This window comes from Bacteroides sp., from assembly GCF_019417265.1.
Taxonomy (GTDB): Bacteria; Bacteroidota; Bacteroidia; order Bacteroidales; family Bacteroidaceae; genus Phocaeicola.
In genome coordinates this window covers 24622-47186 of record NZ_DXVR01000013.1, presented here as the reverse complement: position 1 = coordinate 47186, position 22565 = coordinate 24622, and the positions used below count along the sequence as shown (strand labels likewise).

General features: G+C 45.2%; 16 protein-coding genes and 4 pseudogenes. 11 read left to right on the top strand and 9 right to left on the bottom strand.

Annotated elements, in window-relative coordinates; genetic code table 11:
* The 8 genes from QZ379_RS03235 to QZ379_RS03200 form a co-directional block, all read left to right on the top strand.
* A partial coding sequence (locus QZ379_RS03235) for a tyrosine-type recombinase/integrase (protein WP_291558322.1) occupies positions 1–674 on the top strand: 674 nt, incomplete at its 5' end.
* Positions 675–807: 133 nt separating this feature from the next.
* The gene (locus QZ379_RS03230) at positions 808–1878 is read left to right on the top strand and encodes an HNH endonuclease domain-containing protein (protein WP_291558320.1); all 1071 of its coding nucleotides are present in this window, start codon (positions 808–810) and stop codon (positions 1876–1878) included.
* 4 nt (positions 1879–1882) lie between these two features.
* Positions 1883–2980 (top strand): bifunctional class I SAM-dependent methyltransferase/HIT family protein, encoded by a 1098-nt coding sequence (locus QZ379_RS03225; protein ID WP_291558318.1) that lies wholly within the window; start codon positions 1883–1885, stop codon positions 2978–2980.
* A gap of 49 nt (positions 2981–3029) precedes the next feature.
* Entirely contained in the window at positions 3030–3833 is an 804-nt protein-coding gene (locus QZ379_RS03220; protein ID WP_291558317.1) for a patatin-like phospholipase family protein, read from the top strand.
* 87 nt (positions 3834–3920) lie between these two features.
* A complete protein-coding gene (locus tag QZ379_RS03215; protein ID WP_291558315.1) occupies positions 3921–4793 on the top strand; it encodes an aldose 1-epimerase family protein in 873 nt (290 codons plus the stop codon).
* A gap of 7 nt (positions 4794–4800) precedes the next feature.
* Complete coding sequence (locus QZ379_RS03210; RefSeq protein ID WP_291558313.1) at positions 4801–6009, top strand: exonuclease SbcCD subunit D; 1209 nt, start codon at positions 4801–4803, stop codon at positions 6007–6009.
* Positions 5996–9397 carry an AAA family ATPase gene (locus tag QZ379_RS03205; RefSeq protein ID WP_291558311.1) on the top strand — a complete coding sequence of 1134 codons (3402 nt, stop codon included), beginning with the start codon at positions 5996–5998 and terminating at the stop codon, positions 9395–9397. The genes QZ379_RS03210 and QZ379_RS03205 overlap by 14 nt, the downstream gene beginning before the upstream one ends.
* Positions 9398–9439: 42 nt before the next feature.
* A complete protein-coding gene (locus QZ379_RS03200; RefSeq protein ID WP_291558309.1) occupies positions 9440–10474 on the top strand; it encodes an alcohol dehydrogenase in 1035 nt (344 codons plus the stop codon).
* A gap of 5 nt (positions 10475–10479) precedes the next feature.
* Here the strand turns inward: QZ379_RS03200 and QZ379_RS03195 are convergent.
* From QZ379_RS03195 to QZ379_RS03160, 8 genes and pseudogenes are all read right to left on the bottom strand, one after another.
* Positions 10480–11607: pseudogene (locus QZ379_RS03195) on the bottom strand (MFS transporter); the annotation flags it as partial.
* 1 nt (position 11608) lies between these two features.
* Positions 11609–11917: pseudogene (locus QZ379_RS03190) on the bottom strand (biotin/lipoyl-binding protein); the annotation flags it as partial.
* 39 nt (positions 11918–11956) lie between these two features.
* Positions 11957–12508, bottom strand: a pseudogene (locus tag QZ379_RS03185) (TolC family protein); the annotation flags it as partial.
* Positions 12501–12665 (bottom strand): annotated as a pseudogene (locus QZ379_RS03180) (MarR family transcriptional regulator); the annotation flags it as partial. The pseudogenes QZ379_RS03180 and QZ379_RS03185, both read right to left, overlap by 8 nt.
* Before the next feature lie 132 nt (positions 12666–12797).
* Positions 12798–13445: a DUF1847 domain-containing protein gene (locus QZ379_RS03175; protein WP_291558306.1), complete on the bottom strand. Its 648-nt coding sequence runs from the start codon at positions 13443–13445 to the stop codon at positions 12798–12800.
* A gap of 218 nt (positions 13446–13663) precedes the next feature.
* Entirely contained in the window at positions 13664–15805 is a 2142-nt protein-coding gene (locus QZ379_RS03170) for a Tex family protein (RefSeq protein WP_291558304.1), read from the bottom strand.
* 25 nt (positions 15806–15830) lie between these two features.
* Positions 15831–17072 carry a GTP-binding protein gene (locus QZ379_RS03165; RefSeq protein ID WP_291558302.1) on the bottom strand — a complete coding sequence of 414 codons (1242 nt, stop codon included), beginning with the start codon at positions 17070–17072 and terminating at the stop codon, positions 15831–15833.
* Positions 17065–18729: an AMP-binding protein gene (locus QZ379_RS03160; protein WP_291558300.1), complete on the bottom strand. Its 1665-nt coding sequence runs from the start codon at positions 18727–18729 to the stop codon at positions 17065–17067. Before QZ379_RS03160 ends, QZ379_RS03165 begins: the two co-directional genes overlap by 8 nt.
* 225 nt (positions 18730–18954) lie before the next feature.
* Between QZ379_RS03160 and QZ379_RS03155 the strand changes: the two genes are divergently transcribed.
* The 3 genes from QZ379_RS03155 to QZ379_RS03145 are packed head-to-tail and all read left to right on the top strand — an operon-like array spanning position 18955 to position 21299.
* Positions 18955–19260 (top strand): DUF4286 family protein, encoded by a 306-nt coding sequence (locus QZ379_RS03155; protein ID WP_291558298.1) that lies wholly within the window; start codon positions 18955–18957, stop codon positions 19258–19260.
* Positions 19257–19832 carry a crossover junction endodeoxyribonuclease RuvC gene (ruvC, locus tag QZ379_RS03150; protein WP_291558296.1) on the top strand — a complete coding sequence of 192 codons (576 nt, stop codon included), beginning with the start codon at positions 19257–19259 and terminating at the stop codon, positions 19830–19832. The genes QZ379_RS03155 and ruvC overlap by 4 nt, the downstream gene beginning before the upstream one ends.
* Before the next feature lie 21 nt (positions 19833–19853).
* Positions 19854–21299 (top strand): ATP-binding cassette domain-containing protein, encoded by a 1446-nt coding sequence (locus tag QZ379_RS03145; RefSeq protein ID WP_291558294.1) that lies wholly within the window; start codon positions 19854–19856, stop codon positions 21297–21299.
* Here the strand turns inward: QZ379_RS03145 and QZ379_RS03140 are convergent.
* Positions 21296–22459: a dicarboxylate/amino acid:cation symporter gene (locus QZ379_RS03140; RefSeq protein ID WP_291558324.1), complete on the bottom strand. Its 1164-nt coding sequence runs from the start codon at positions 22457–22459 to the stop codon at positions 21296–21298. The two genes, QZ379_RS03145 and QZ379_RS03140, sit on opposite strands and share 4 nt — an antisense overlap.
* Between the last annotated feature and the right edge of the window lie 106 nt (positions 22460–22565).

The following is a 22565-nucleotide window of genomic DNA, read 5'->3' as shown; positions in this document are numbered from 1 at the left end:
AGGCAAACGCCCAACTTCTTGATTTTCAATCAAAGTCCAATTTAGAGCGAGTTAAAGCTATTAACAAATATCTTGAATATATGGGTAAGCAAAAACTTCGCCTTAAATCTATTAAGGTGCAACAACGTTCTTATTTGGAAAATGTAATTACTAATGCAGATTATCAGTTCTTAAAGAAAAAACTGAAAATGGAAGATAATCTAACATGGTATTTTGTTGTTCGTTTTTTGGCTGCTACCGGTGCAAGAGTGAGTGAACTCATTCAATTGAAGGTAGAGCATATTTATTTGGGGTATTATGATATTTATACTAAAGGTGGTAAGATTAGGAGGATATATATTCCTAAATTACTTAAACAAGAAGCCGTAGTTTGGTTGGAGGAACAAAAAAGAAGTTCTGGTTATATTTTTTTGAATAGATTTGGAGAAAGAATAACTACCCGTGGTATATCTCAGCAGCTTAAGAATTATGCCAATAAATATGGTATGAATGAAAAAGTTGTTTATCCTCATTCTTTCAGACATCGGTTCGCAAAAAACTTTTTGGAGAAGTTTAATGATATATCTTTACTTGCCGACCTAATGGGGCATGAGAGTATTGAGACAACTCGTATTTACTTGAGGAGAAGTAGCAGTGAACAACAGGCTATAATTGATAAGATTATTACTTGGTAAGGTATTGATAGCAGATTAGACCTGAAATGATTATAGGTCTGGTCTGCTATTGATTTAATAACATACGGATTATAGTTTAAAATAATAACATTTTTTTATAAGTTTGCATTTGTAATATTATTAATAAAAAATCATGTACATCAAAGAACATAACATACTATCCACCAACCGAATAGGAAAAATATTCGATAGTACATCAGCCACATACAAATATTTCTGGTTTCTGTCAATTATGCAGATTCATGCAAAGACAGAGAACTTAAATATAAACGTATGGGATATTGTTACGCGAATGGTTGCCAATGCATGGTATCCGATACATTATTTCAAATTGTCATTTGGAAAATCAGATTCATTATATGGGATTGTAAATCAACTTCATAAGGAAATTAATATTCCTATTGATGCAGGAGTGGAATCAGTTGTAGAAAGTATAAACTCGTATAATGAGAGTCCTTTTGTTAAGAAACTGTTACGCACGCTTACATCGTATGTGCCTTACAAATTCTTGAGTCCATGGCTTGGTTCATCAACTGATAGAGAAATAGTGAGACGTTCACAGATGTTAGAGAATGATTGTCTGTATTCCATTCATAAAGAAGGGACAGATTTTTATATCAATATCAATCCAAAATGGAATGATTTCCTGCACAGGCATTACAATGTGCTGATGGATTTTGCTTACTGGAATCTTACTTTATTTCTTCAGGCAAGAAATCCGAATGTTCCTGCTATACCAAATAAGTTGATTAGACCTGAGATTAGAAATAGTCTGACTGCACAACATCATTATTGGAATGATATAATAAGGCTTTCGGGGCCTGTGAGCTGTATTTATACAGGACGGGAGTTGTATATAAATGAATATGAACTTGACCATTTTATACCGTGGAGCTTTGTTTCGCATGATTTGCTTTGGAATCTGATTCCTGCTGATGGGAGTATTAATTCATCGAAAAGCAACCGGTTGCCGGATTTGAATATATATCTTCCTAAATTGGCTTCAATGCAATTACACGGACTTAAAACCTTTATAAAATTAGATAAGAAATCGAAAATACTTGAAGATTTTATCTCGTTGGGTTATACTGCAAATGAATTGGTAAATATGAGTGACGTGGAATTTCTTAATATCTTTGAGCGTACGTTTACTCCTATGAATCAGATAGCTTTAAATATGGGATTTGAAACCTGGAAATACTGATATTATGGAAAAAATAAATCATCCTTATTTGACGGCAATCAGACGAACAAGTTTGTCTGTGCCGACTCGTTTTCTGAAGGAACATAACTTGCTGAACGGAAGAATTTTAGACTTCGGTTGTGGCTACGGTTTTGATACAGATGAGTTACATAAACAGGGATATGATATCACTGGATATGATTATTATTACAGGCCAGACTATCCAGAGGGGAAGTTTGATACCATAATCTGTAATTATGTGCTCAATGTGCTTGAACCGTATGCGCAGGCAGAGGTGATGATGAATGTAACAAATTTGCTTGAACCTAACGGGACTGCTTATTTTGCAGTGAGAAGGGATATTAAGGAAGAGGGATTCAGACTGCATGCTATCCATAGGCAATATACTTATCAGTGTAACGTAAGGTTGCCGTTCAAGAGTCTGGAATGTAATTCAAGTTATGAATTATATCAGTATAATCATTTTAATAAGTTGCCAAGAACGGTAGAAAATGGATGTCCGTTCTGTAGGCTGTCAAGGCGTGTTGAAATAATATGCGAAACAGCTACTTGTGTGGCATTTTATGATGGCTATCCTGTATCTCCGGGGCATGCTCTTATTATCCCTAAAAGACATGTTGCTTCATATTTCGATTTGACTAACCATGAAAGGGAAGCAATGAATGTTATGCTTCAGTATGTCAGACAGAAAATAGATGAAAGGTTTCATCCTGACGGCTACAATATAGGAATAAATGTGAATGAGGCTGCCGGTCAGTCTGTATTTCATGTGCATATGCACGTTATTCCAAGATATAAGGGGGATGTGCCTAACCCTAAAGGTGGGGTAAGGGGTGTTATACCGAACAAGCAGAATTATAATGCTGCTCCATTGAAAAATGAAACTATAGAAGTGCCGAAGCCTGAAAAGAAGAAAGCCTATACTGTGGAACAGAAAAGAAGCGAACACGGAAATGCTTATGTTCCATGGGATGATGAAGCAGACAGACTGCTTTGCCGTATGTATGACGAGGGTAAAAGCATCAGTCTGCTTTCTGATATATTTGAACGTACACAGGGCGCAATAAGAAGTCGCCTCAAGAAATTGGGAAAAATAGAATAATCTTCCAACGATTTTTTTACCTTTGTAGAATCTAATAACACCGAACAACATGGAAAATCAAATAATCAAGAAAGAGAAAAACGATATAGAGAAACACTATCCTTATGACATAGGGTTGGCATTCAGCGGTGGTGGAGCAAAGGGATTTGCCCATCTCGGAGCTTTGCAGGCACTGGAAGAGAAGGGTATAAGGCCGGATATAATAGCCGGAACGAGTGCGGGAGCCATAGTAGGGGCTTTCTATGCTTGCGGATTTAAGCCTAAGGAGATTCTGGAGATGTTTATGAAGCATGACGTAAAGGATTTTCTAAGCTTTACTTTGCCTAAAGAGTCTTTCCTTAAGTATGACGGATTCAGGAAATTTATGGAGAAAACATTCCCGGTAAAGAGACTTGAGGAATTGAAAATACCGCTATATACAGTGGCTGCTGATTTTGATAATGGACTGTGTAAGGTATTTACCGAGGGTGAACTTGTTCCAAGGGTGTTGGCTTCGTGTACAATACCTATTGTGTTCAAACCTATAAAGATAGACGGGGTGAGATATGTGGACGGAGGACTGTTTAAGAATTTCCCGGTCTCTCCGATACGTGGCTTGTGTCGTAAGGTTATAGGGGTGAATGTTTCTCCAAAAATGGTGGAGGAATATGAGGACAACGTCCTGCATGTGGCTGTACGTTCTTATCAGTTTATGTTCAAGCAGAATGCTGTTGAGGATTCAAAATTGTGTGACTTGCTGCTGGAGGTGGACTCGATAGATGAAGTCAGTACCTTTGACCTGAAAAATGCTTACAAGATATATGAACAGGGCTATGTACAGATGGTAGAACTGCTGGAGAAGAATAATAATTAAAAATTAAGAATTAATGGTTCTTGGTTGTTGGAAACTTTATGAATGGAACTAAAAACCAATAACTCAAAAACTTAAAAACTCATACACATGGAAAAATTATCGAACAGCGAACTGCAGATAATGGTGTCGGCCGATGGTGCCGAACTTTGCAGCTTACAGTGTAACGGAAAGGAGTATTTGTGGCAGGCTGACCCTGCTTACTGGAACAGACATTCGCCGGTACTTTTCCCTATTGTGGGAAGGGTGTGGGACAATACATACAGATGCTGCGGTGAGACTTATCTGCTCGGACAGCATGGTTTCGCACGCGATATGAAGTTTCAGCTTGTGAGTCTGAAGGATGACGAGGTGTGGTACAGGCTGACGGACAATGAGGAAACTCACAAGAAATATCCTTACAGTTTCTGTCTTGAGATAGGCTACAGAATTGAACAGAAGAAGATTCATGTGAGGTGGAGGGTGAAGAACACCGGCAAGGGGGATATGTATTTCCAGATTGGAGCGCATCCGGCTTTCTATTTTCCGGGATATGATGCTGACACTAAGGAACGCGGTTTCTTCGGATTCGACAGAAAAGAGGGGCTGGAATATATCCTGATTGGCGACAAGGGGTGTGCGAATACTGACGTGCGCTATCCTCTGGAATTGAAGGACGGACTTTTGCCTATGGATACTTCTACTTTCGATGGTGATGCATTGATATTGGAAAACGGACAGGTGGGTGAGGTGGCTCTCTATGACAACTCGCGCAAGGCTGTGCTCCGTCTGCTGTTCGATGCGCCTGTGGTGGGACTGTGGTCGCCTCCGGGAAAGAATGCTCCGTTTGTATGCATTGAGCCGTGGTACGGACGTTGCGACAGAATGAATTTTGAAGGAGAATATAAGGATAAGGACTGGATTCAGTATCTGCCGGAGAATGGTACGTTCGATGGCGGATATGTGATTGAAATAATGGAATAGGGATTTTATGAAGATTATACACACCAGCGACTGGCATTTGGGACATACTTTATATGAACATGACAGGACGGTGGAGCATGAGGCTTTCCTGAAGCAGCTCAGGGATATTGTGGAGGAGGAAAGGCCGGATGCTCTTCTTGTCTGTGGGGATATCTATGACCGTACGAATCCTTCTACTTCGGTGCAGAAGATGTATTACAAGGCTCTGTTAGGTATGCATTCGGTATGCGCGGAGATGGCTGTTGTGGTGACAGCCGGAAACCATGACAGCAAGGCGATGTTGGAGCTGGGACGCGAACTGTGGCTCATGGCAGGGGTGAGGGTTATCGGTCAGTTGGAGAAGAAGGACGGAACGGTAGACCTGGACAGGCATATCATCGGTATAAAGGATGACGGTGGGGTGACTAAGGGGTATGTGGTGGCTGTGCCTCACATATTCGACCAGAATTATCCGCTGATGGACGAGGACTGTCCGAAAGACAAGCGCAGGTGTGAGTTCTTCAAGGCCTTGCAGGAGAGGGTGAAGGATATAAATACGGACGGACTGCCGGTGGTGATGATGGCGCATATGACGGTGGCGAACTGCAACTTTGAGGGGCAGGAGGCGGACACTGTGGGAGGTATAGGCGAGGTGTCGCAGGAGGAGCTTGGAACGGGATATGACTATATCGCATTGGGGCACATACATTATCCGCAGACTCTGAAAGGGAGAGATGGTGTGGCAAGATATTCGGGCTCGCCTGTTCCTGTCAGCTTTGACGAGAATTATCCGCACTCGGTTTCTGTCGTGACTGTGGAGAGGGGACGCGAACCGGAAATAAGGGAAATCAGAATAAAGAATGTGCGTCCTATGCTGACTGTACCTGCTGTGCCTTCCGCGTTTCAGGAGGCTCTGGACGGGCTTTCGGCTATTGGGGATGAAGAGGAGTGTTATGTAAGGCTTAATATTCTTCTTCGGGAACCTATGCCGGCCGATTATATGGAGAAGATAGCCGGGGCACTGGAAGGGAAGCGTGCGGCGTACTGCTACTGCAAGATTACCAGGCCGGAGGTGGAGGCTGTGGCGGATGCTACGGCTGTGACTTATGACGAGTTCAGGGAGCTTACACCTATTGATGTGGCACAGAGATTCTATAGGGCGAGATTCGGCGAGGATATGCCGGAACGTATGTCGGAAATGATTGGGGAGGCTGTGAAGAGGTATGAAACTTATTAAACTTATAATAGAGAATATCGCGTCGATAGAGTCGGCAGAGATTGATTTTGACAGGGGATCGTTAGGCGATGCCTCTGTCTTTCTTATCACGGGTGATACGGGGGCGGGAAAGTCTACGATTTTAGACTCTATCTGCCTTGCTTTGTATAACACTACTCCGAGGCTGAATATGGCTTCTGGTACGAAATCGAACTTCGGAACGGATAATATAACTGCCCGAAATACTTCCAACCTGCTCAGGCATGGGGCACGTCAGGCTTCGGCTGTGCTCCGGTTTACGGGTACGGACGGATTGGAGTATGAGGCGGTATGGCAGGTGAGGAGGAACAGGAACAATAAGCTTACCTCGCCGGAACAGACTCTGACATGGGGCGATGTGACACTCCGGAATGCTGATGCGGTGAAGAGGATTACTGAAGTAGCTGTAGGGCTGGACTTTGAGCAGTTCTGCCGTACTACGATGTTGGCGCAGGGACAGTTCACTCAGTTTCTGAAAAGTAAGGATGACGAGAAATCGGAAATCTTAGAGAAACTGACAGGTACGGGTATCTACTCTGAGATAGGAAAGAAGATAGAGGAGATAAAGAAGGAGAAAGAGGCGGAATATGTGGCTCAGAAGAGTCTGACGGCAGGAATTGTTCTTCTGAAACAGGAGGAAAGGGACGCTCTCAGAGAGAAATTGGAGGCTTCGGCAGAGAAGAAAAAGGCTCTGGATGCGGAGGCTGTGCGTCTGGATTCTTGCATCAGATGGATTGAAGGAAAGACGAGGATAGACAAGGAACTGTCTGTGGCGGAAAGTGCTGTAAGGGACTGTGAGGCGGTAATAAATTCTGACAGCTTCAGGGATGAGGCAAGGCTTATATCTGAAATGGACAGGACTGAACCGGCAAGAAACAGCGTAAGGATGCTGAAGGATGCGGAACGAAGGATTTCTGAACTTGACAATGAGACGGAAGGACTGAAGCTAAGATATATAGATTTATGTAAAGGCAGAAACGGCCTGAAGGACTGGATAGACAGGAAGAATGAGTATATAGTTTCCTTAAACAGGAATATGGAGTCGGAAGCGGCGAACGTGTCTATGTATGCCAATGCGCAGAAGATTGAGGCTTTGCTGAACTCGGCTTCGGAGGCTTCGCAAAGGATTCTCGGTAACAGGAAGGAAGCGAAAGGGATTGCCGACAGGATGCCTGCCTTGGAGAAAGCTTGTACGGAAGCGGCCGGAACTTTAGAGGTGGCTGTAAGGGCTGTAGGCCTTAAAGAGGAGGAATATGAGAAGGCGGACTCTGCACTGAAGATGCTTAAACCGGATGAGGTGAGTGGCGAGGTGCACAGACTGAATGCGGAGAAGGACGCTCTGAATGTTCTTTCGGGCTACATCGCTGAACTGAAGAACGGGAATGCATCATTGCAGCGTATAGACAGGGAGATTGATGTTCTGAAAGTGGAGCATAGGAAGCGTGAGGAGGAATATTCGGCGTTTACGGCAAAACAGGAGGAAATAGCAAGGAGATATAATGATGCCAAAAGGGCTTATGACAGTGTGGAACTGTCGATGAAGGAATGGACCGTGAATCTGAGGGCAAAACTTTCAGTGGGTGATGTGTGTCCGGTGTGCGGACAGAGGATTGAGAGTCTTGTGTCCGACGAGGAGTGCAGCGAAAGGCTGAAACCGCTTGAACAGATGGTGACGGCACTGGATAAGGAGCTGCGGGAAACGGTATCGCTGTGCAATGGAACGGCAATGATAGTTGAGAAACTGAAGAAGGATTTGGCTGTAAGAGAGGTCGAGAGGACTGCAGCGGGTGATGGAGTGAGGATGATGGCAGACAGGGTGAGGAACGAGTGCGGACGTATGGCTGTGGCTTATGGTGATGGTGATGCGGTGGAAACGGAACTTGTGGAAACCGGGGTGGAGAAGAGGAAGGAACAGATGTCTGCAAGGATGGGCGAACTGCAGGAAATCCAGAAAAAGATAAATGAAGGTAATAGGGCTTTGTCCGAACTGGCGCGTAATCTCTCTCTGCTGAGAAAGGAGCAGGACAGGGCCGGAAAGGTATCGGAAAAGGCTAAGGAAGAGCTTTCGTCTGCACGGAAGGAGATGGAGAGGATAAACTCTATTGTGGATATGGACGGAAAGACTATGGAGAAGGCTTTGGACGATGCAGGAACGATGATTAACATTGAGGGATGGAGGAAGAAATGGGAGGATGATGCAGGGGTATTGGTAGCAGCGGTAACCGAAGGGGCTGCAAGTTATTATGCCTGGGAAAAGGAATTGGCACTGACGGAAAAGCATCTTTCGAAGGCTATGCCGGCATTGGAGAATGTGGAAAAAATACTTACAGCGGTATCGGCGCAGTGGCCTGAATGGGGTGCAGTGAAGGTAACGGAGGCTGTTCCTACAGAGGGGCTTAAAGATATGTGCGACTCTTTTGACAGGACTGTAAGGGCTTTGGGTGCATCGCTGTCTGCCGAACGCGAAAAGGCAGGAAAGGCTAAGGCGGATATCGAATCGTTTCTTTCTGCCGAGAAGGATATCGATATGCAGCGTCTGGAGTATCTGACATCCGTGACGGGGCTGAAGGATATCAGGGAAATGCACGAGAAGAAGATATCGGATGCGAAGAGTGCGGCCGGTATATTGGATGCGAAAAAGAAGGAACTGGAGGGGCATATGGCTGCTCGTCCGGCATCGCTTGCTGATGGTGATGAGGCTGAGAGTCTGAAGATTTCCCTTGATGAGCAGCGAAAGGCTACCGATGAACTGTTGGCAGAGATGGGACGCATAGACCAGCAGCTCAGGACTGATGCCGCGAATGCGGAGCGTTTCAAGGCTGAGAAAAACAGGGAAGAGGAACTGATGAAAACGTTTACTGAATGCGAAACACTGAACAAACTTTTCGGTGGGGGCGACGGAAAGATTTTCAGAAGGATAGCCCAGAGCTTCATCCTGAGTGACTTGCTGCACAGGGCAAACGGATATCTCGGACGACTGAACAAAAGATACAGGTTGGACTGTGAGCCGGGAACGCTGACCATACGCATGATGGATATGTATCAGAATGATGCGCATGGGCCGGTGGATATTCTGTCGGGCGGTGAGGGCTTCCTGGTTTCGCTGTCGTTGGCGCTGGCTCTGTCGTCGCTGAACAGGAGGAACCTTTCTGTAGATACGCTGTTTATAGACGAGGGGTTCGGTACACTGAGCAGCGAGGTTCTGAATACGGTGATGGATATGCTGGAGAAGCTGCAGAGCATGAACGGCAAGCGTGTGGGTATAATAAGTCACGTGGAAGGACTGAAGGAGAGAATAGCCGTACAGGTGAAAGTCAGACGTATAGACCAGACACGCAGTACGGTGGAGGTAGTGGATAGCAGGATTTAAAATGTGTTACTGTCAATAATTATTACTGAAAGGAGAATAAACATGAAAGCATATACTTATATATCAAAAGGCAGGTTTGAAATGTGGGAAAAACCTGTGCCGCAAATTGTCAGTCCGAAGGATGCCATAGTACGTGTGACACTGGGCAGTATCTGTACGAGCGATCTGCATATAAAGCATGGCAGTGTGCCGCGTGCTGTTCCGGGTATAACTGTAGGGCACGAGATGGTGGGAGTGGTAGAGAAAACCGGAAGTGCCATTACGAATGTGAAACCGGGCGACCGTGTGACGGTAAATGTGGAGACTTATTGCGGAGAATGTTTCTTCTGTAAAAACGGGTATGTAAATAACTGTGAGAACCCTGACGGAGGCTGGGCTTTGGGATGCCGCATAGACGGCGGACAGGCTGAGTATGTGCGTGTGCCTCATGCCGATATGGGGCTGAACAGGATACCGGACAATGTTACCGACGAGCAGGCCCTTTTCGTGGGCGACATACTTGCCACGGGGTATTGGGCAGCACGTATCTCGGAAATAAAGAGTGACGACACTGTGCTTATAATAGGTGCAGGACCTACGGGTATATGTACGCTGATATGCACGATGCTTAAAAATCCGAAGAGAATAATAGTGTGTGAGAAATCGGACGAGAGGATAGCTTTCGTAAAGAGGCATTATCCGGGTGTATTGGTGGTAAAGCCGGAAGACTGTATGAAATTTGTAAAGGATAATTCCGCTCATGGAGGTGCCGACGTGGTACTGGAAGTGGCGGGAGCGGAAGATACCTTCCGACTGGCATGGGAATGTGCCCGTCCAAATGCGATAGTTACTGTAGTGGCTCTTTATGACAAGCCGCAGGTGCTTCCTCTGCCTGACATGTACGGAAAAAACCTTACATTCAAGACCGGAGGAGTGGACGGATGCGACTGTGAGGAGATACTCCGCCTTATTTCGGAAGGGAAGATTGATACTACACCTCTCATTACGCATCGTTTCTCTCTGAGCGAGATAGAAGAGGCTTACCGTATCTTCGAAAACCGTCTGGACGGAGTGATAAAAGTGGCGGTGACTGAATAGCCTTTTTATACCATATCCTCGCCTGTATGGATTACAGGTACACGTACTGTCTTATGGAAAGGAATAAAGCGTGAGACTATGGCTATTACGAGCGTTATGAAGAACAGCCATCCGAGCATATGTTTCAGTGCCAAAAGTGTGGCCTGCTGTTGCAATATGCTGTTCATGGTGTTTGTCGCCAGTTGTGTAGCCTCGTTTATGCCATATCCGTGTTGCAGGTTTTCAGTGAGTGCAGAGGTATATCGTGATGCCGACAGAGGGTCGGTAAGGGTGATATTCTCCGACAGCTGCACCATGTATTCCTGTTGCAGGCGGTAGAGTACATTGCTGTAGAATGCGGATGCCATGACCGGAGTCAGTGCCGAACGGAACGTAATCAGGAAGAAGGCGTTCGACAGCAGATATTTAGGCGGCAAGTCCTCTACGGCAAAGAGGGCGAATGCTATTATAAGTGTAAGCATCCCCAGCCCGCGCATGAACAGTGGGAAGAACAGCATTTCGCATGTGCTGTCTGGCGAGACGGTGAAATACATGGAACCGAAGAAAAAGGCAAAACATGCCATTCCTCCGGCTATGAGGAACCTGAAACGCCATCTCTGCCAGCGGAACCACCAGAAACATATTATGGCGCCTACTATGTATCCCGGCAGAAGCCATATGTAAAGCGTATAACTGTGGGTATTGTCCACCTTAAGTATGGTGGTGAGATAGCTCGTGAGGAGGGTGGTGGATGTACTGAAAAACATTATCAGCATCATGTAGAAATATCCCAGTATGGCTTTCCACTGGAACAGCGGTTTCAGACTTACATACGGCTTTGAGGAATGAAACTGCTCCCAGATGAAAAGTGCCAGCAGCAGCGGACCGATGACGATATAGGTACATATCCGTGAAGATGCCATCCAGTCCAGAGTCTTTCCGTAGGTGATGACGTATATCAGCATAAGGATGCTGGTAGCTATAATCATCATCTCACGCAGATGAAGCTCGCTCAGATGTACCGGTTTTGAGGGACGGTCATGGCGCAGGAAGATTATCACGGAAAGAATATCCACAAGCAGCAGAATCATCATGAAATAATACATATACTTCCAGTCATAATGGTATGCCAGCAGTGCGGTGACTACCATTGACGGCACGTGCCTCTTCCTGTCGGATTAGGTATTCGTTGTTGTCGAGTATCACGAGAGTGTCACCCTCCTTGACGTACTGGTGTTCCTTGAAACGTATTTCGCTTATATAGCCCGATACACGCACGTTTACCGGTGCGATATACTGGTCAACGAATGCATCGTTCGTTATCTCGTAGTTTATGTATCTCCAGAAATAGTTTATTGTCCACAGAAGTCCTGATGCCGCTATCATGAGGCATACGGTATTGAGTATTATGTTGCGGCGTTTCTGCCTTCTCAGACGCTGGTATTTTTTATAAAGTGCAGACATGATTCAATGTATGATTGTTGTATTGTTCGTATTCGTATCTTATAGGTTTCCTATGCTTCTTTGCAGTTCGTAGTAGGTGTAAATCACCCGTGTACGTGCCGTAGTGAGCTGCAGCTCGGCGTTCAGACGCAGGTTGTCGGCATCGAGCAGGTCGGTAAGTATGGCAAGCTGGTTGAGATAGTGGTTGTTCATTACCCTGTAGTTCTCCTCTGCCTGCCTTACTGACAGTTTCAGTGCCTCCACACGGTCTATAGCCTCGTGATGTTTCAGCAGTGCGGCTTTTACGCTTGTTCGTATGTTCTGTTTCTGCTGTTCTTCGGCATTCCGGCTAAGTATTATGCCCTGTTTAGCCTCGTTCATGCGGTGACGGTATTTGTATAGCGACGACAGCGAGTAGCTCAATGACAGCCCGATGTTCCGGTTGTTGTTATACATGTCGGCCATTGTCCTTAAGACTGGTCTTGCCAGTGTGTTCGACGCTGTGAGTGATAATTGCGGCATTTTCTCGGCTTTCACCATCCTGACATTGTTCTGTGCCAGTTCAGTCTGTTTTTGCAGCATAAGCATGTAAGGTTCCGACATGAATGCCCTGTTCGCTCCAGAGGCAACTCATTATCTGCAGCATCTCGAATGTTATTCCCGCATTTGATTCTCTCAGAAGTTTCTGCATGGCCTGGCGCGATGCCATACGTGTGCGGATTAACTGCAGGATGCATGCCCTTGACGTAATCTTTTCGTCTTGATTCATCGGACTAAGTTTTTGCATTTGCGCCGCAAAATTAATTCTTTTTCCCGGATTAGTCAAATGTTTGACTAATTTTACATCACTATGCGTTTCGGGACATTCTGTTTCGTGTATCGTTTTCCGGCGGAAAGAAGGTTATTCCTTCTTCCCGTTCTGGAAAAACTTTTTCTTGTAGTATGAGTTTGCCGTGTATAGAGCTGCCGCAGGATTGTTACCTGTCACACGGTCTTTTGTTACGAGTGTAGTGACGTAAGCGTCGGAGTATTTGTAGAACAGGCTGTCGTGTCCCACACACAGACCTATCACTACGTTAAGGTCTGTTTGAGCCTTGTTCAGCAGGCGTGCCTGCATTATTGGGTTACACATTGCCGGACCTATGTTTTCACATTCTGCCGGTATTCCCATCGATGATTTGGCCTTTCCTTCCACCTTACATATAACGGAATAGACTTCAAAATCGTTTGCACGCAGGATTTTGGCGAATATACGTGCCTCGTTTATCAGTCCTATGCAATTGGCTATACCTATCCGCTTTGCGTTTATTTTACGTGCGAACTCCATTATTTCCTGTACTCTGGTCCACTGGCAGTAACCCTCGTATTCCACTTCGGCACTGGCAATCATTATCTGCCTGTTGTTGACTTCGTCATATCTTTCGAGTGCCCACTGACGGTCTTCGTCAGTCAGTGCCGTAGTAAGGCAGAAATCCGGGTATGTACGGTCTTTGAATTTGCAGTTCTGCGTTCCGCAGTCCACGCATGTGTGTATTGTTTCGTTTTCCATACTGTAAAGTCTGTTTTTGTCAAGTCGGATGCAAAGATACTATTTTATATATTTCGTTCGTCCAGGCGGCTTTTTTAAAATGCTTCGTCGTTTGGATTAAAGAAACGAAGAATTTTAAATTAAATGACGAAGCGTTCAGAAATAACTGTTTCCGGATATAAAAATTCCCCCCGTGTATCTATTGCAATGTACACGGGGGAATTTCTGTATATAAATGTTTATGCTTTACTGAGTCCTTTCATCGTAAGCTGTACACGCTTCCTCTCATGGTCTATACCCATTACTTTTACGCGTACGTGCTGGTGTATGCTGACCACTGTGGTAGGGTCGCTCACGAACTTGTCGGCAAGCTGGGAGATGTGTACAAGGCCGTTCTCCTTTATACCTATATCCACGAAACAGCCAAAGTTAGTAATGTTCGTCACTATGCCCGGCAGTTCCATTCCTTCGCGGAGGTCGTCAAGTGTTTTTACATCCTTGTCGAACTCGAACACCTGGATTTGCTGTCGAGGGTCTCTTCCCGGTTTGTCCAGTTCCTTCATGATGTCGTTCAGGGTAGGGAGGCCTACGGTATCTGTAACGTATTTCTTTATGTCGATTTTAGCTCTCAGCTCCTTGTCCTTTATCAGGTCGGCAACGGTGCATTTCATGTCCTTTGCCATCTTCTCCACTATGGCGTAGCTTTCAGGATGCACGGCAGAATTGTCAAGCGGATTGTCTGCTCCCGGTATTCTAAGGAATCCGGCGCACTGCTCAAATGCTTTGGCACCCATACGGGGAACTTTCAGAAGCTCTTTTCGTGATGCGAAAGGTCCGTTCTCTGTTCTGTAGTCCACAATATTCTGAGCCAGTGAAGGACCAAGTCCGGACACGTATGTAAGCAGATGCTTGCTCGCCGTATTCAGGTTTACTCCGACAAGGTTTACGCAACTCTCTACTGTACGGTCGAGCGACTCCTTTAGCTTAGTCTGGTCAACGTCGTGCTGATACTGTCCTACACCGATTGATTTGGCGTCAATCTTTACAAGCTCTGCCAACGGGTCCATCAGACGGCGGCCTATAGATACAGCTCCACGCACAGTTACGTCGTAATCGGGGAATTCTTCGCGTGCGGTTTTCGATGCCGAATAGATGGAAGCACCGTCTTCGCTCACCACGAACACCTGTACTTCACGGTCGTATCTTTGTGACGTTACGAAACGTTCTGTCTCACGGCTTGCTGTTCCGTTCCCTATGGCGATTGCCTCTATCTTATATTGTTCAACGAGTTTCACAATCTTTCTTGCTGCCAGTGCCTCTTCCGATTTAGGCGGATGAGGATATATTGCTTCGTTATGGAGCAATGTTCCCTGAGCATCCAGACATACCACCTTACAGCCGGTTCTGAATCCCGGGTCGATACCCATCACACGTTTCTGTCCCAATGGTGGAGCCAGAAGCAACTGGCGCAGGTTCTCCGCAAATACACGGATGGCCTCTTCATCTGCTTTCTCTTTGCTGATGGCTGAGAACTCAGTTTCTATAGCCGGTTTAAGCAGACGTTTGTAAGCATCCTTTACCGCTTCGGCCACTTGCGCAGAACATTCTCCGTTGCCTCTTACGAACTGACGTTCGAGTCTGTCGGTACATTCATCGTCTTCCTCCGGTGAGATTGTTACCTTAAGGATTCCTTCGGCTTCGCCACGGCGGATTGCCAGCAGACGGTGTGACGTGCAGCGTTTCAGCGGCTCGCTGAAATCGAAATAGTCGCGATACTTTGCAGCATCCTCTTCTTTCTCTTTGCCTTTCACCACTTTGGCTGTGATGATGGCCTGACGTGTAAATATATTTCTTATCTGGTTTCTTGCTCTTTCGTCTTCGTTCACCTGTTCGGCGATGATGTCGCGTGCACCTTTCAGTGCGTCTTCCTCGTCCTTTACCTCACCCTTTACGAACTGAGCAGCCTTTGCCATAAGGTTGTTTTCGCGCTGCATCATCAGGATGATTGCAAGCGGTTCAAGTCCTTTCTGACGTGCAGCCTCGGCTCTCGTCTTTCTCTTTGGCTTGAAAGGGAGATAGATGTCCTCCAGTTCTGTAGAGCCCCAGCAGTTGTCAATCCTGTTCTTCAGTTCGGCAGTCATCTTGCCCTGTTCCTCTATGGTGGAAATGATGGTTTCCTTGCGTTTTGCAAGTTCGCACAGTTTCTCGTATCTGTCGTTTATTTCGCTTATCTGCACCTCGTTCATACCTCCTGTAGCCTCTTTTCTGTATCGGCTGATGAACGGTATGGTTGCTCCGCCCTGAAGAAGTTTCAGAGTGTTTTCCACCCTGTGCTCCTGTAGTTTCATGGCAGAGGCTATCATCTTGCTGAATTGTTCCATGTGATGTGTGGATATTAGTTTAAGTTTATTCTTTCACAAGGCATGCGTCAAGCTCTTTGATGAGCTGTTCCTTGTCCATATTTTTCCCTATGAATACTATTTTCTGCATTCTGTCGCCGTACTTTTCGTCCCAGTCCCTCATCAGTCCGGGTTCCTGTTCCATCAGTCTTTTGATGTCGGCTTCCGGCAGAGTGGCATACCACAGTCCGGCTTCGGAAATCTGTTTCTGCTTGCCTGCCTGTTCAAAGAGGTACGACATTTCCGGCTGGTCGCTGAAGTAGCATACACCTTTGGCACGTATCACGTTCTTAGGCCATCTTGACGAAATGAAGTAGTCGAAACGGTTCATGTCGAATGCGGCACGTCTGAAGTACAGAAGTGTGCTTATGCCGTATTCCTCTGTTTCGCCCCCTTCGTGGTGATGGTGGTGCCCACATGAACATTCTCCGTCATGGTGGTGATGATGACCGCAGTGGCATTCCTCATCGTGATGGTGGTGATGGCAATGACTGTCTGTATCTTCTTCCGTTACATGCTTGCCAAGCTCCTGTACCCATCCTGCTGATGCTGCTACATGTTCGTATCTGAACATCGAAGTTGAAATTATTCTGTCGAGGTCGATATCTGCATAGTCGCATTCTATAATCTCTGCCGTCGGCTGAAGTGTCTTTACAATACGATGTATGGTTTCAAGCTCCTCAGGGCTTACTTCAGAGGCTTTATTCAGTAAAACTATATTACAGAATTCTATCTGATGTATAAGAAGATTCTCTATGTCGTCCTCAGCGAGATTCTTGTCTGTAAGACTTTCGGCACAGCAGAACTCGTCCTTCATGCGGAGTGCGTCAACCACTGTTACCACAGAGTCAAGGCGTGTGATGCCATACTTGGTGTATGCTCCGCCTAACTGTGGGATAGAACATATGGTATTTGCAATGGATTCCGGCTCGCAGATACCGCTTGCCTCTATAACAATATAGTCGAATTTCTCTGTTTTGAGGATTCCGAGAATCTGTTCTATCAGGTCAGTTCTCAGAGTGCAGCAGATACATCCGTTCTGCAGGGCCACAAGGCTGTCGTCGTTCATATCTACAACTCCCTGACGCTGTATGAGTTCGGCATCTATGTTTACTTCGCCTATATCGTTTACTATGACAGCAAACCTGATACCTTTTTTATTTGAAAGAATTCTGTTGACTAATGTGGTCTTGCCGCTTCCCAGATATCCTGTAAGCAGCAGTACAGGTATTTCTTTAATTTTATCCATCTATATTCTGATATAAGAATCTCTTGATGCTTTTCTTGGCAGTCTTTTCAAATTCTTCAGGATATAGCTTGACTTTTGAAATCTGCGAGAATGCAGGAAGAGTTTTGTTAAGTTCTATTCTGTTTTGCTCTATGGCTTCTTCCAGTTGTGATAACGACAGTCCGTGTGCAAAAGCGTCATCGCTGTCAGGATATACCAGTGCGACAAGTTTCTCACCTTTCAGTATGATAAGCGATTCATTGACGTATGCCATATTGTTCAGCTTGGCCTCTATCTCCTCTGGGTAAATGTTCTGTCCGGTAGACGTAAGGAGCATATTCTTGCATCTTCCTTTTATATATATGTTGCCTTTTGCATCCTTGATAGCCATGTCACCTGTATGCAGCCATCCGTTGTGGTCGATTGTCTGCGAAGTAGCTTCTTCGTTTTTGTAATATCCCAACATAACATTTGCTCCACGGCAAACAAGCTCACCGGGAATGGCTCCAGGATTGTCGGACAGCACTTTTGTTTCCATATTGGCCACAGTCTTTCCGCATGACTGGTACTCAATTTCATCCCATCTGCTATGACAGATGAGGGGTGCGCATTCTGTCATACCGTATGCTATCGTGTAAGGAAAATTTATCTTTCTTAGGAATGCTTCTACATCGGCGTTGAACGGTGCTCCACCAATGACTATTTCGATGAAGTTGCCTCCAAATACTTCCATAGCCTGATGTCGTATCTGTTCCTTTATCTTGTCGCTTATGATAGGAAGGTCCAGAAGAATCTTGCCGAGAGTATTGTCTACCTTCGGAAGTATATTCTTTTTGATAATTTTTTCTACGATTAGAGGTACACATGCTATTATCCTCGGACGAATCTCTGCAAACGATTCTGCTATGATTTTCGGACTCGGCATACGTGTGAGGGACCAGATATGTGCTCCTACGGTGATACCATAAAGGAAGTCGAACACAAGACCGAATATGTGTCCCAGTGGAAGCATTGAAACTATTCTGTCGCCCGATTTCAGTCCAACCTTATTATGGATATGATAAATGTTTGAGGTGATGGCTCTGTATGGCAACATAACTCCCTTAGAATAGCCTGTTGTACCGGATGTGTAGTTTATGATTGCCAGTTCTTCGGGATTTTCTCTCCTGTATGACACCTGTTCTGCTCTGAAACGGCATGGATATTTCTTTCCGAATTCTTCATTAAGATGTTCTCTTGCGTAGGTAAGTTTCTCTGAGCGTGAAACGACAAGGTCGAAGTTTTTAAGTTCGATTATACCTTCTATGTCAGGCATGGATGCTTCGTTCAGGTTCTCCCATATCTGGTCGCCGGCGAACAGCATTCTTGATTCAGAGTGATTTACTATATGGTGAATGTTGTCCGGCTTGAATTCATGAAGTATAGGTACGGCTACTCCGCCATATGTAATAATGGCTAAGAAAACTGCCGTCCAGTTGGCACTGTTACGTCCGCAGATAGCTATTTTATCTCCAGACTTGATTCCTGCATGCTGGAGCAGAATGTGCATTTTCTCGATTTTTCTTGCTACATCCTTGTATTGGAGCGTCACTCCCTTGTAGTCTGTCAGTGCGTTCCCGTCCCAGTTTTGTTTTATGCTTTTCTCTATTAATTCTATAAAGCTGTTGTCTAATTCCATATCAAATATGTACGCATTTCGCGATAATGTGTGCAAAAATAGTTAAAGTTGATTTAACGTCAGCATAGTATGTTTATTTATTTTTAATGTTTCCGTAAATTCTGTATAAATTCTTATCTTTCTCCTAAGATAGGCTGCACCTCTGAATTAAAAGTTGAAAACCATGTTTTCACTTTGTACTTCTCTCGGTTTGCACTATATTTGCACCAATAAATATTACATATTATGCTTATTTACAATACTACTTTTCATGTTGAGATGAATGATGCCAGAAATTTCGTTATCTGGCTGAACGAGTGTTATATTCCTGAAGCTGAGAAGACAGGGGAGTTACGCAATCCGCGTATCCTGCGTATTCTGAGTCATAAAGAGCAGGACAGTGAGTGTTTCTCGCTCCAGTGGGAGGTTGAAGACAGTGCTACGCTTCACAGCTGGCATACCAAGTGCGGTGCCCGTCTGAATGAGGAGATGACAAAGATTTTCAAGGATAAGATAATAGGTTTTCCTACTTTGATGGAGGTAATAAAGTGATTCAGCCTGTTAAGGAAAAGATAATTCTTGGTATTGACCCCGGAACAAACATTATGGGATATGGTGTCATAAAGGTTGTGGGCACCAAAGCCGAGGTTGTTACTCTTGGCGTGATAGACATGCGTAAGTTTACCGACCCGTATCTGAAACTCAAGCATATCTACGAGCGTGTGCAGGGAGTGATAAACTCATATCTGCCGGACGAGCTTGCCATTGAGGCTCCGTTTTTCGGAAAGAACGTACAGTCCATGCTGAAGTTAGGCAGGGCGCAGGGTGTGGCTATCGTGGCGGCTCTGTGCCGCGACATACCTGTTACTGAATATGCTCCGCTGAAGATTAAGATGGCCATTACCGGTAACGGTCAGGCAAGCAAGGAACAGGTAGCGGATATGCTGCGACGTATGCTTAAAATCAGAAAAGAAGATATCGGACCGTTTATGGATGCCACAGACGCCTTGGGAGCTGCATATTGTCATTATCTGCAGATGGGACGTCCGGAAACCCATAAGGCTTATTCGGGGTGGAAAGATTTTATTGCCAAGAATCCTGATAAGGTGGTGAAGAAAATCTAACAACCAACAACTATAATTACAATGCAACAACGAGTTATTTCAGTATCAAATGGCGTTACCCGTCATCCTCTGTACAGGATGGGTAAGCCGGTGGATTTCTGCCTGAATGCCGGTGAGCAATTAGCTGTGGTAGGTCCAAACGGTGGAGGTAAAAGTATTCTTATAGATATTATAACAGGTAAATATCCTCTGCTGATGAATGAGGTGGAATACGATTTCTCACCTTCAAGTTCAAATCTTGTATCGGACAATCTCAGATACATCACTTTCCGCGATTCGTATGGTGATGCTGATGGCAGCTATTACTATCAGCAGAGATGGAACTCTCAGGATATGGAGAATATTCCTGTGGTGGGCGATCTTCTTCCACAGTGTAAGGACGAACACCTGAAAGAAAGTCTTTATACTCTGTTCAGAATAGAAGAAATGCTGCAGAAACCAATCATACTTCTTTCCAGCGGTGAGTTGAGGAAATTCCAGCTTACAAAGACTTTACTCTCAGGACCGAGAGTCCTCATCATGGACAATCCTTTTATCGGACTTGATGCCGGTACGCGCGATTTGCTGAAGTCGCTTTTGGCTGAGCTTATCAAGGTGATAGGGCTTCAGGTTATCCTTGTACTTTCCAAATCGGACGATATTCCGGACTTCATCACTCATGTGATAACGGTTGAGAATATGATATGTGGTGAGAAACTTCCACGTTCCGAGTATCAGGGTGTCTGTGTTCCGGAAAAGATGCTTTCCGACGAAAAGCGTCAGGCCATAATCGATATGCCTTACAAGGACAATTTGTATAAGGCAGCCAATGTAGTTAAACTGAATAAGGTAAGTATCCGCTATGGCGAAAGAACTATTCTCCGTGAACTTGACTGGACAGTGAAGTGTGGGGAGAAATGGGCCTTGAGCGGTGAAAACGGTGCCGGTAAATCAACACTTCTGAGTCTGGTTTGTGCAGACAATCCACAGAGCTATGCCTGCGACATCACTCTGTTCGACCGCAAGCGAGGCAGTGGCGAGAGTATTTGGGAAATCAAGAAACATATCGGCTACGTCAGCCCTGAGATGCATAGAGCCTATCTGAAGAATATTCCTGCCATAGACATTGTGGCAAGCGGACTGCACGATTCCATAGGACTCTATAAGCGTCCGAAGGAAGAGGATAGGGAAGTGTGTCTGTTCTGGATGGATATATTCGGAGTGAAGCAGTTGGCAGACAGGAGTTTCCTTCAGTTGTCAAGCGGTGAGCAGCGACTTGTACTTCTGGCACGTGCTTTCGTGAAAGACCCTGAGCTTCTGATACTCGATGAGCCGCTTCACGGACTTGACCTGTACAACCGTCGTCTGGTGAAGGATGTGATAGAAACATTCTGCCACCGAAACGACAAAACCATGATTATGGTTACCCATTATAAGGAAGAACTTCCTGCCTGCATCACCGATTCATTGTATCTGGTCAGGAATTAAGCTTTCTTCCTGAACCAGCGGTCTATAATAACTGCCAGCGCACCGTCGCCTGTAACATTGCATGCCGTGCCGAAGCTGTCCATGGCGATATAAAGTGCTATCATCAGTGCTTGGGCGTTATCATCGAATCCGAGCATTGATGACAGTATTCCCAAAGATGCCATAATAGCTCCGCCGGGCACTCCCGGAGCGGCAACCATGGTTATTCCCAACATAAAGATAAATCCCGACATCATTCTGAAATCGTATGGTATGCCTTGCATCATCATCAGTGCGAGGGCACATGCCACAATCTTCATCGTACTTCCCGAAAGGTGTATCGTAGCGCATAGAGGAATGACGAATCCTGCGGTATCTTCATTCACTCCATTCTTTACAGTCTGTTTCAGTGTGACAGGAATAGTGGCTGCCGATGATTGTGTACCAAGGGCTGTGAAATATGCCGGCATCATATTCGCAAGCATTCTGAACGGATTCTTTCCTGCAATAACTCCTGCTATTACATACTGGAAAATCAGCAGAAGAATGTGAAGGATGAAGATTATTCCTATAATCTTGATGAATACACTCAGCACATGGAAAACCTGGCCTGAATGCGTCATATTGAAGAATATACCGAAGATATATATAGGCAGCAGTGGGAGGATAACCTTCTGGATGGTCTTTACGATAATCTCCTTGAAATCCACAAAAGCATTTTTCAGATAGCTGGTATTAAGGTTTGCCATTCCTAATCCAAGGGTGAAAGCCATAATCAGTGCGGTCATCACGTTAAGCGGTTCGGGAATGTCTATCGTAAAGAAGGGTATCACTCCGTTTGCCTCACTGATTTCCGAGAGCGGAATATCCCTTGTTATCAGCATCGGGAAGAAAGTCTCACCCACAGCGTATGAAATAAACCCGGAGAAAAGTGTTGCTCCGTAAGCCAACAGGGCTGTCACGGCAAGCATCTTTCCTGCTCCCTTGCCGATATCCGCAATGGCGGGAGCCACGAGTCCCACTATTATGAGAGGTATGATAAATGCTAAGAATTCGCTGAACAGTCCGTTGAACGTAACGAATATTCTTACAGGCAGGGCAGGTGATATGATACCAGCTCCGATACCTAACACTATGGCTATTATAATCTGAGTAAGTAGTCCTGGTCTTTTCAGTTTCATTTTCTCTGTGCGGCGTACATCTTTATTGCTAAATTCCATAAATAGTGTATATTACTTTGTTGTTTCATTCACAAATATATAGTTTTTTTTCTTACCTTTGCAAACA

What these genes read in the sequence shown, in the direction of transcription:
- QZ379_RS03170 (WP_291558304.1), bottom strand. Translation starts at nt 15,805, where the DNA reads ATGGAACAATTCAGCAAGATGATAGCCTCTGCCATGAAACTACAGGAG.
- QZ379_RS03230 (WP_291558320.1), top strand. Translation starts at nt 808, where the DNA reads ATGTACATCAAAGAACATAACATACTATCCACCAACCGAATAGGAAAA.
- QZ379_RS03165 (WP_291558302.1), bottom strand. Translation starts at nt 17,072, where the DNA reads ATGGATAAAATTAAAGAAATACCTGTACTGCTGCTTACAGGATATCTG.
- QZ379_RS03215 (WP_291558315.1), top strand. Translation starts at nt 3,921, where the DNA reads ATGGAAAAATTATCGAACAGCGAACTGCAGATAATGGTGTCGGCCGAT.
- QZ379_RS03175 (WP_291558306.1), bottom strand. Translation starts at nt 13,445, where the DNA reads ATGGAAAACGAAACAATACACACATGCGTGGACTGCGGAACGCAGAAC.
- QZ379_RS03200 (WP_291558309.1), top strand. Translation starts at nt 9,440, where the DNA reads ATGAAAGCATATACTTATATATCAAAAGGCAGGTTTGAAATGTGGGAA.
- QZ379_RS03145 (WP_291558294.1), top strand. Translation starts at nt 19,854, where the DNA reads ATGCAACAACGAGTTATTTCAGTATCAAATGGCGTTACCCGTCATCCT.
- QZ379_RS03160 (WP_291558300.1), bottom strand. Translation starts at nt 18,729, where the DNA reads ATGGAATTAGACAACAGCTTTATAGAATTAATAGAGAAAAGCATAAAA.
- QZ379_RS03140 (WP_291558324.1), bottom strand. Translation starts at nt 22,459, where the DNA reads ATGAAACTGAAAAGACCAGGACTACTTACTCAGATTATAATAGCCATA.
- QZ379_RS03225 (WP_291558318.1), top strand. Translation starts at nt 1,883, where the DNA reads ATGGAAAAAATAAATCATCCTTATTTGACGGCAATCAGACGAACAAGT.
- QZ379_RS03155 (WP_291558298.1), top strand. Translation starts at nt 18,955, where the DNA reads ATGCTTATTTACAATACTACTTTTCATGTTGAGATGAATGATGCCAGA.
- QZ379_RS03210 (WP_291558313.1), top strand. Translation starts at nt 4,801, where the DNA reads ATGAAGATTATACACACCAGCGACTGGCATTTGGGACATACTTTATAT.
- QZ379_RS03205 (WP_291558311.1), top strand. Translation starts at nt 5,996, where the DNA reads ATGAAACTTATTAAACTTATAATAGAGAATATCGCGTCGATAGAGTCG.
- QZ379_RS03220 (WP_291558317.1), top strand. Translation starts at nt 3,030, where the DNA reads ATGGAAAATCAAATAATCAAGAAAGAGAAAAACGATATAGAGAAACAC.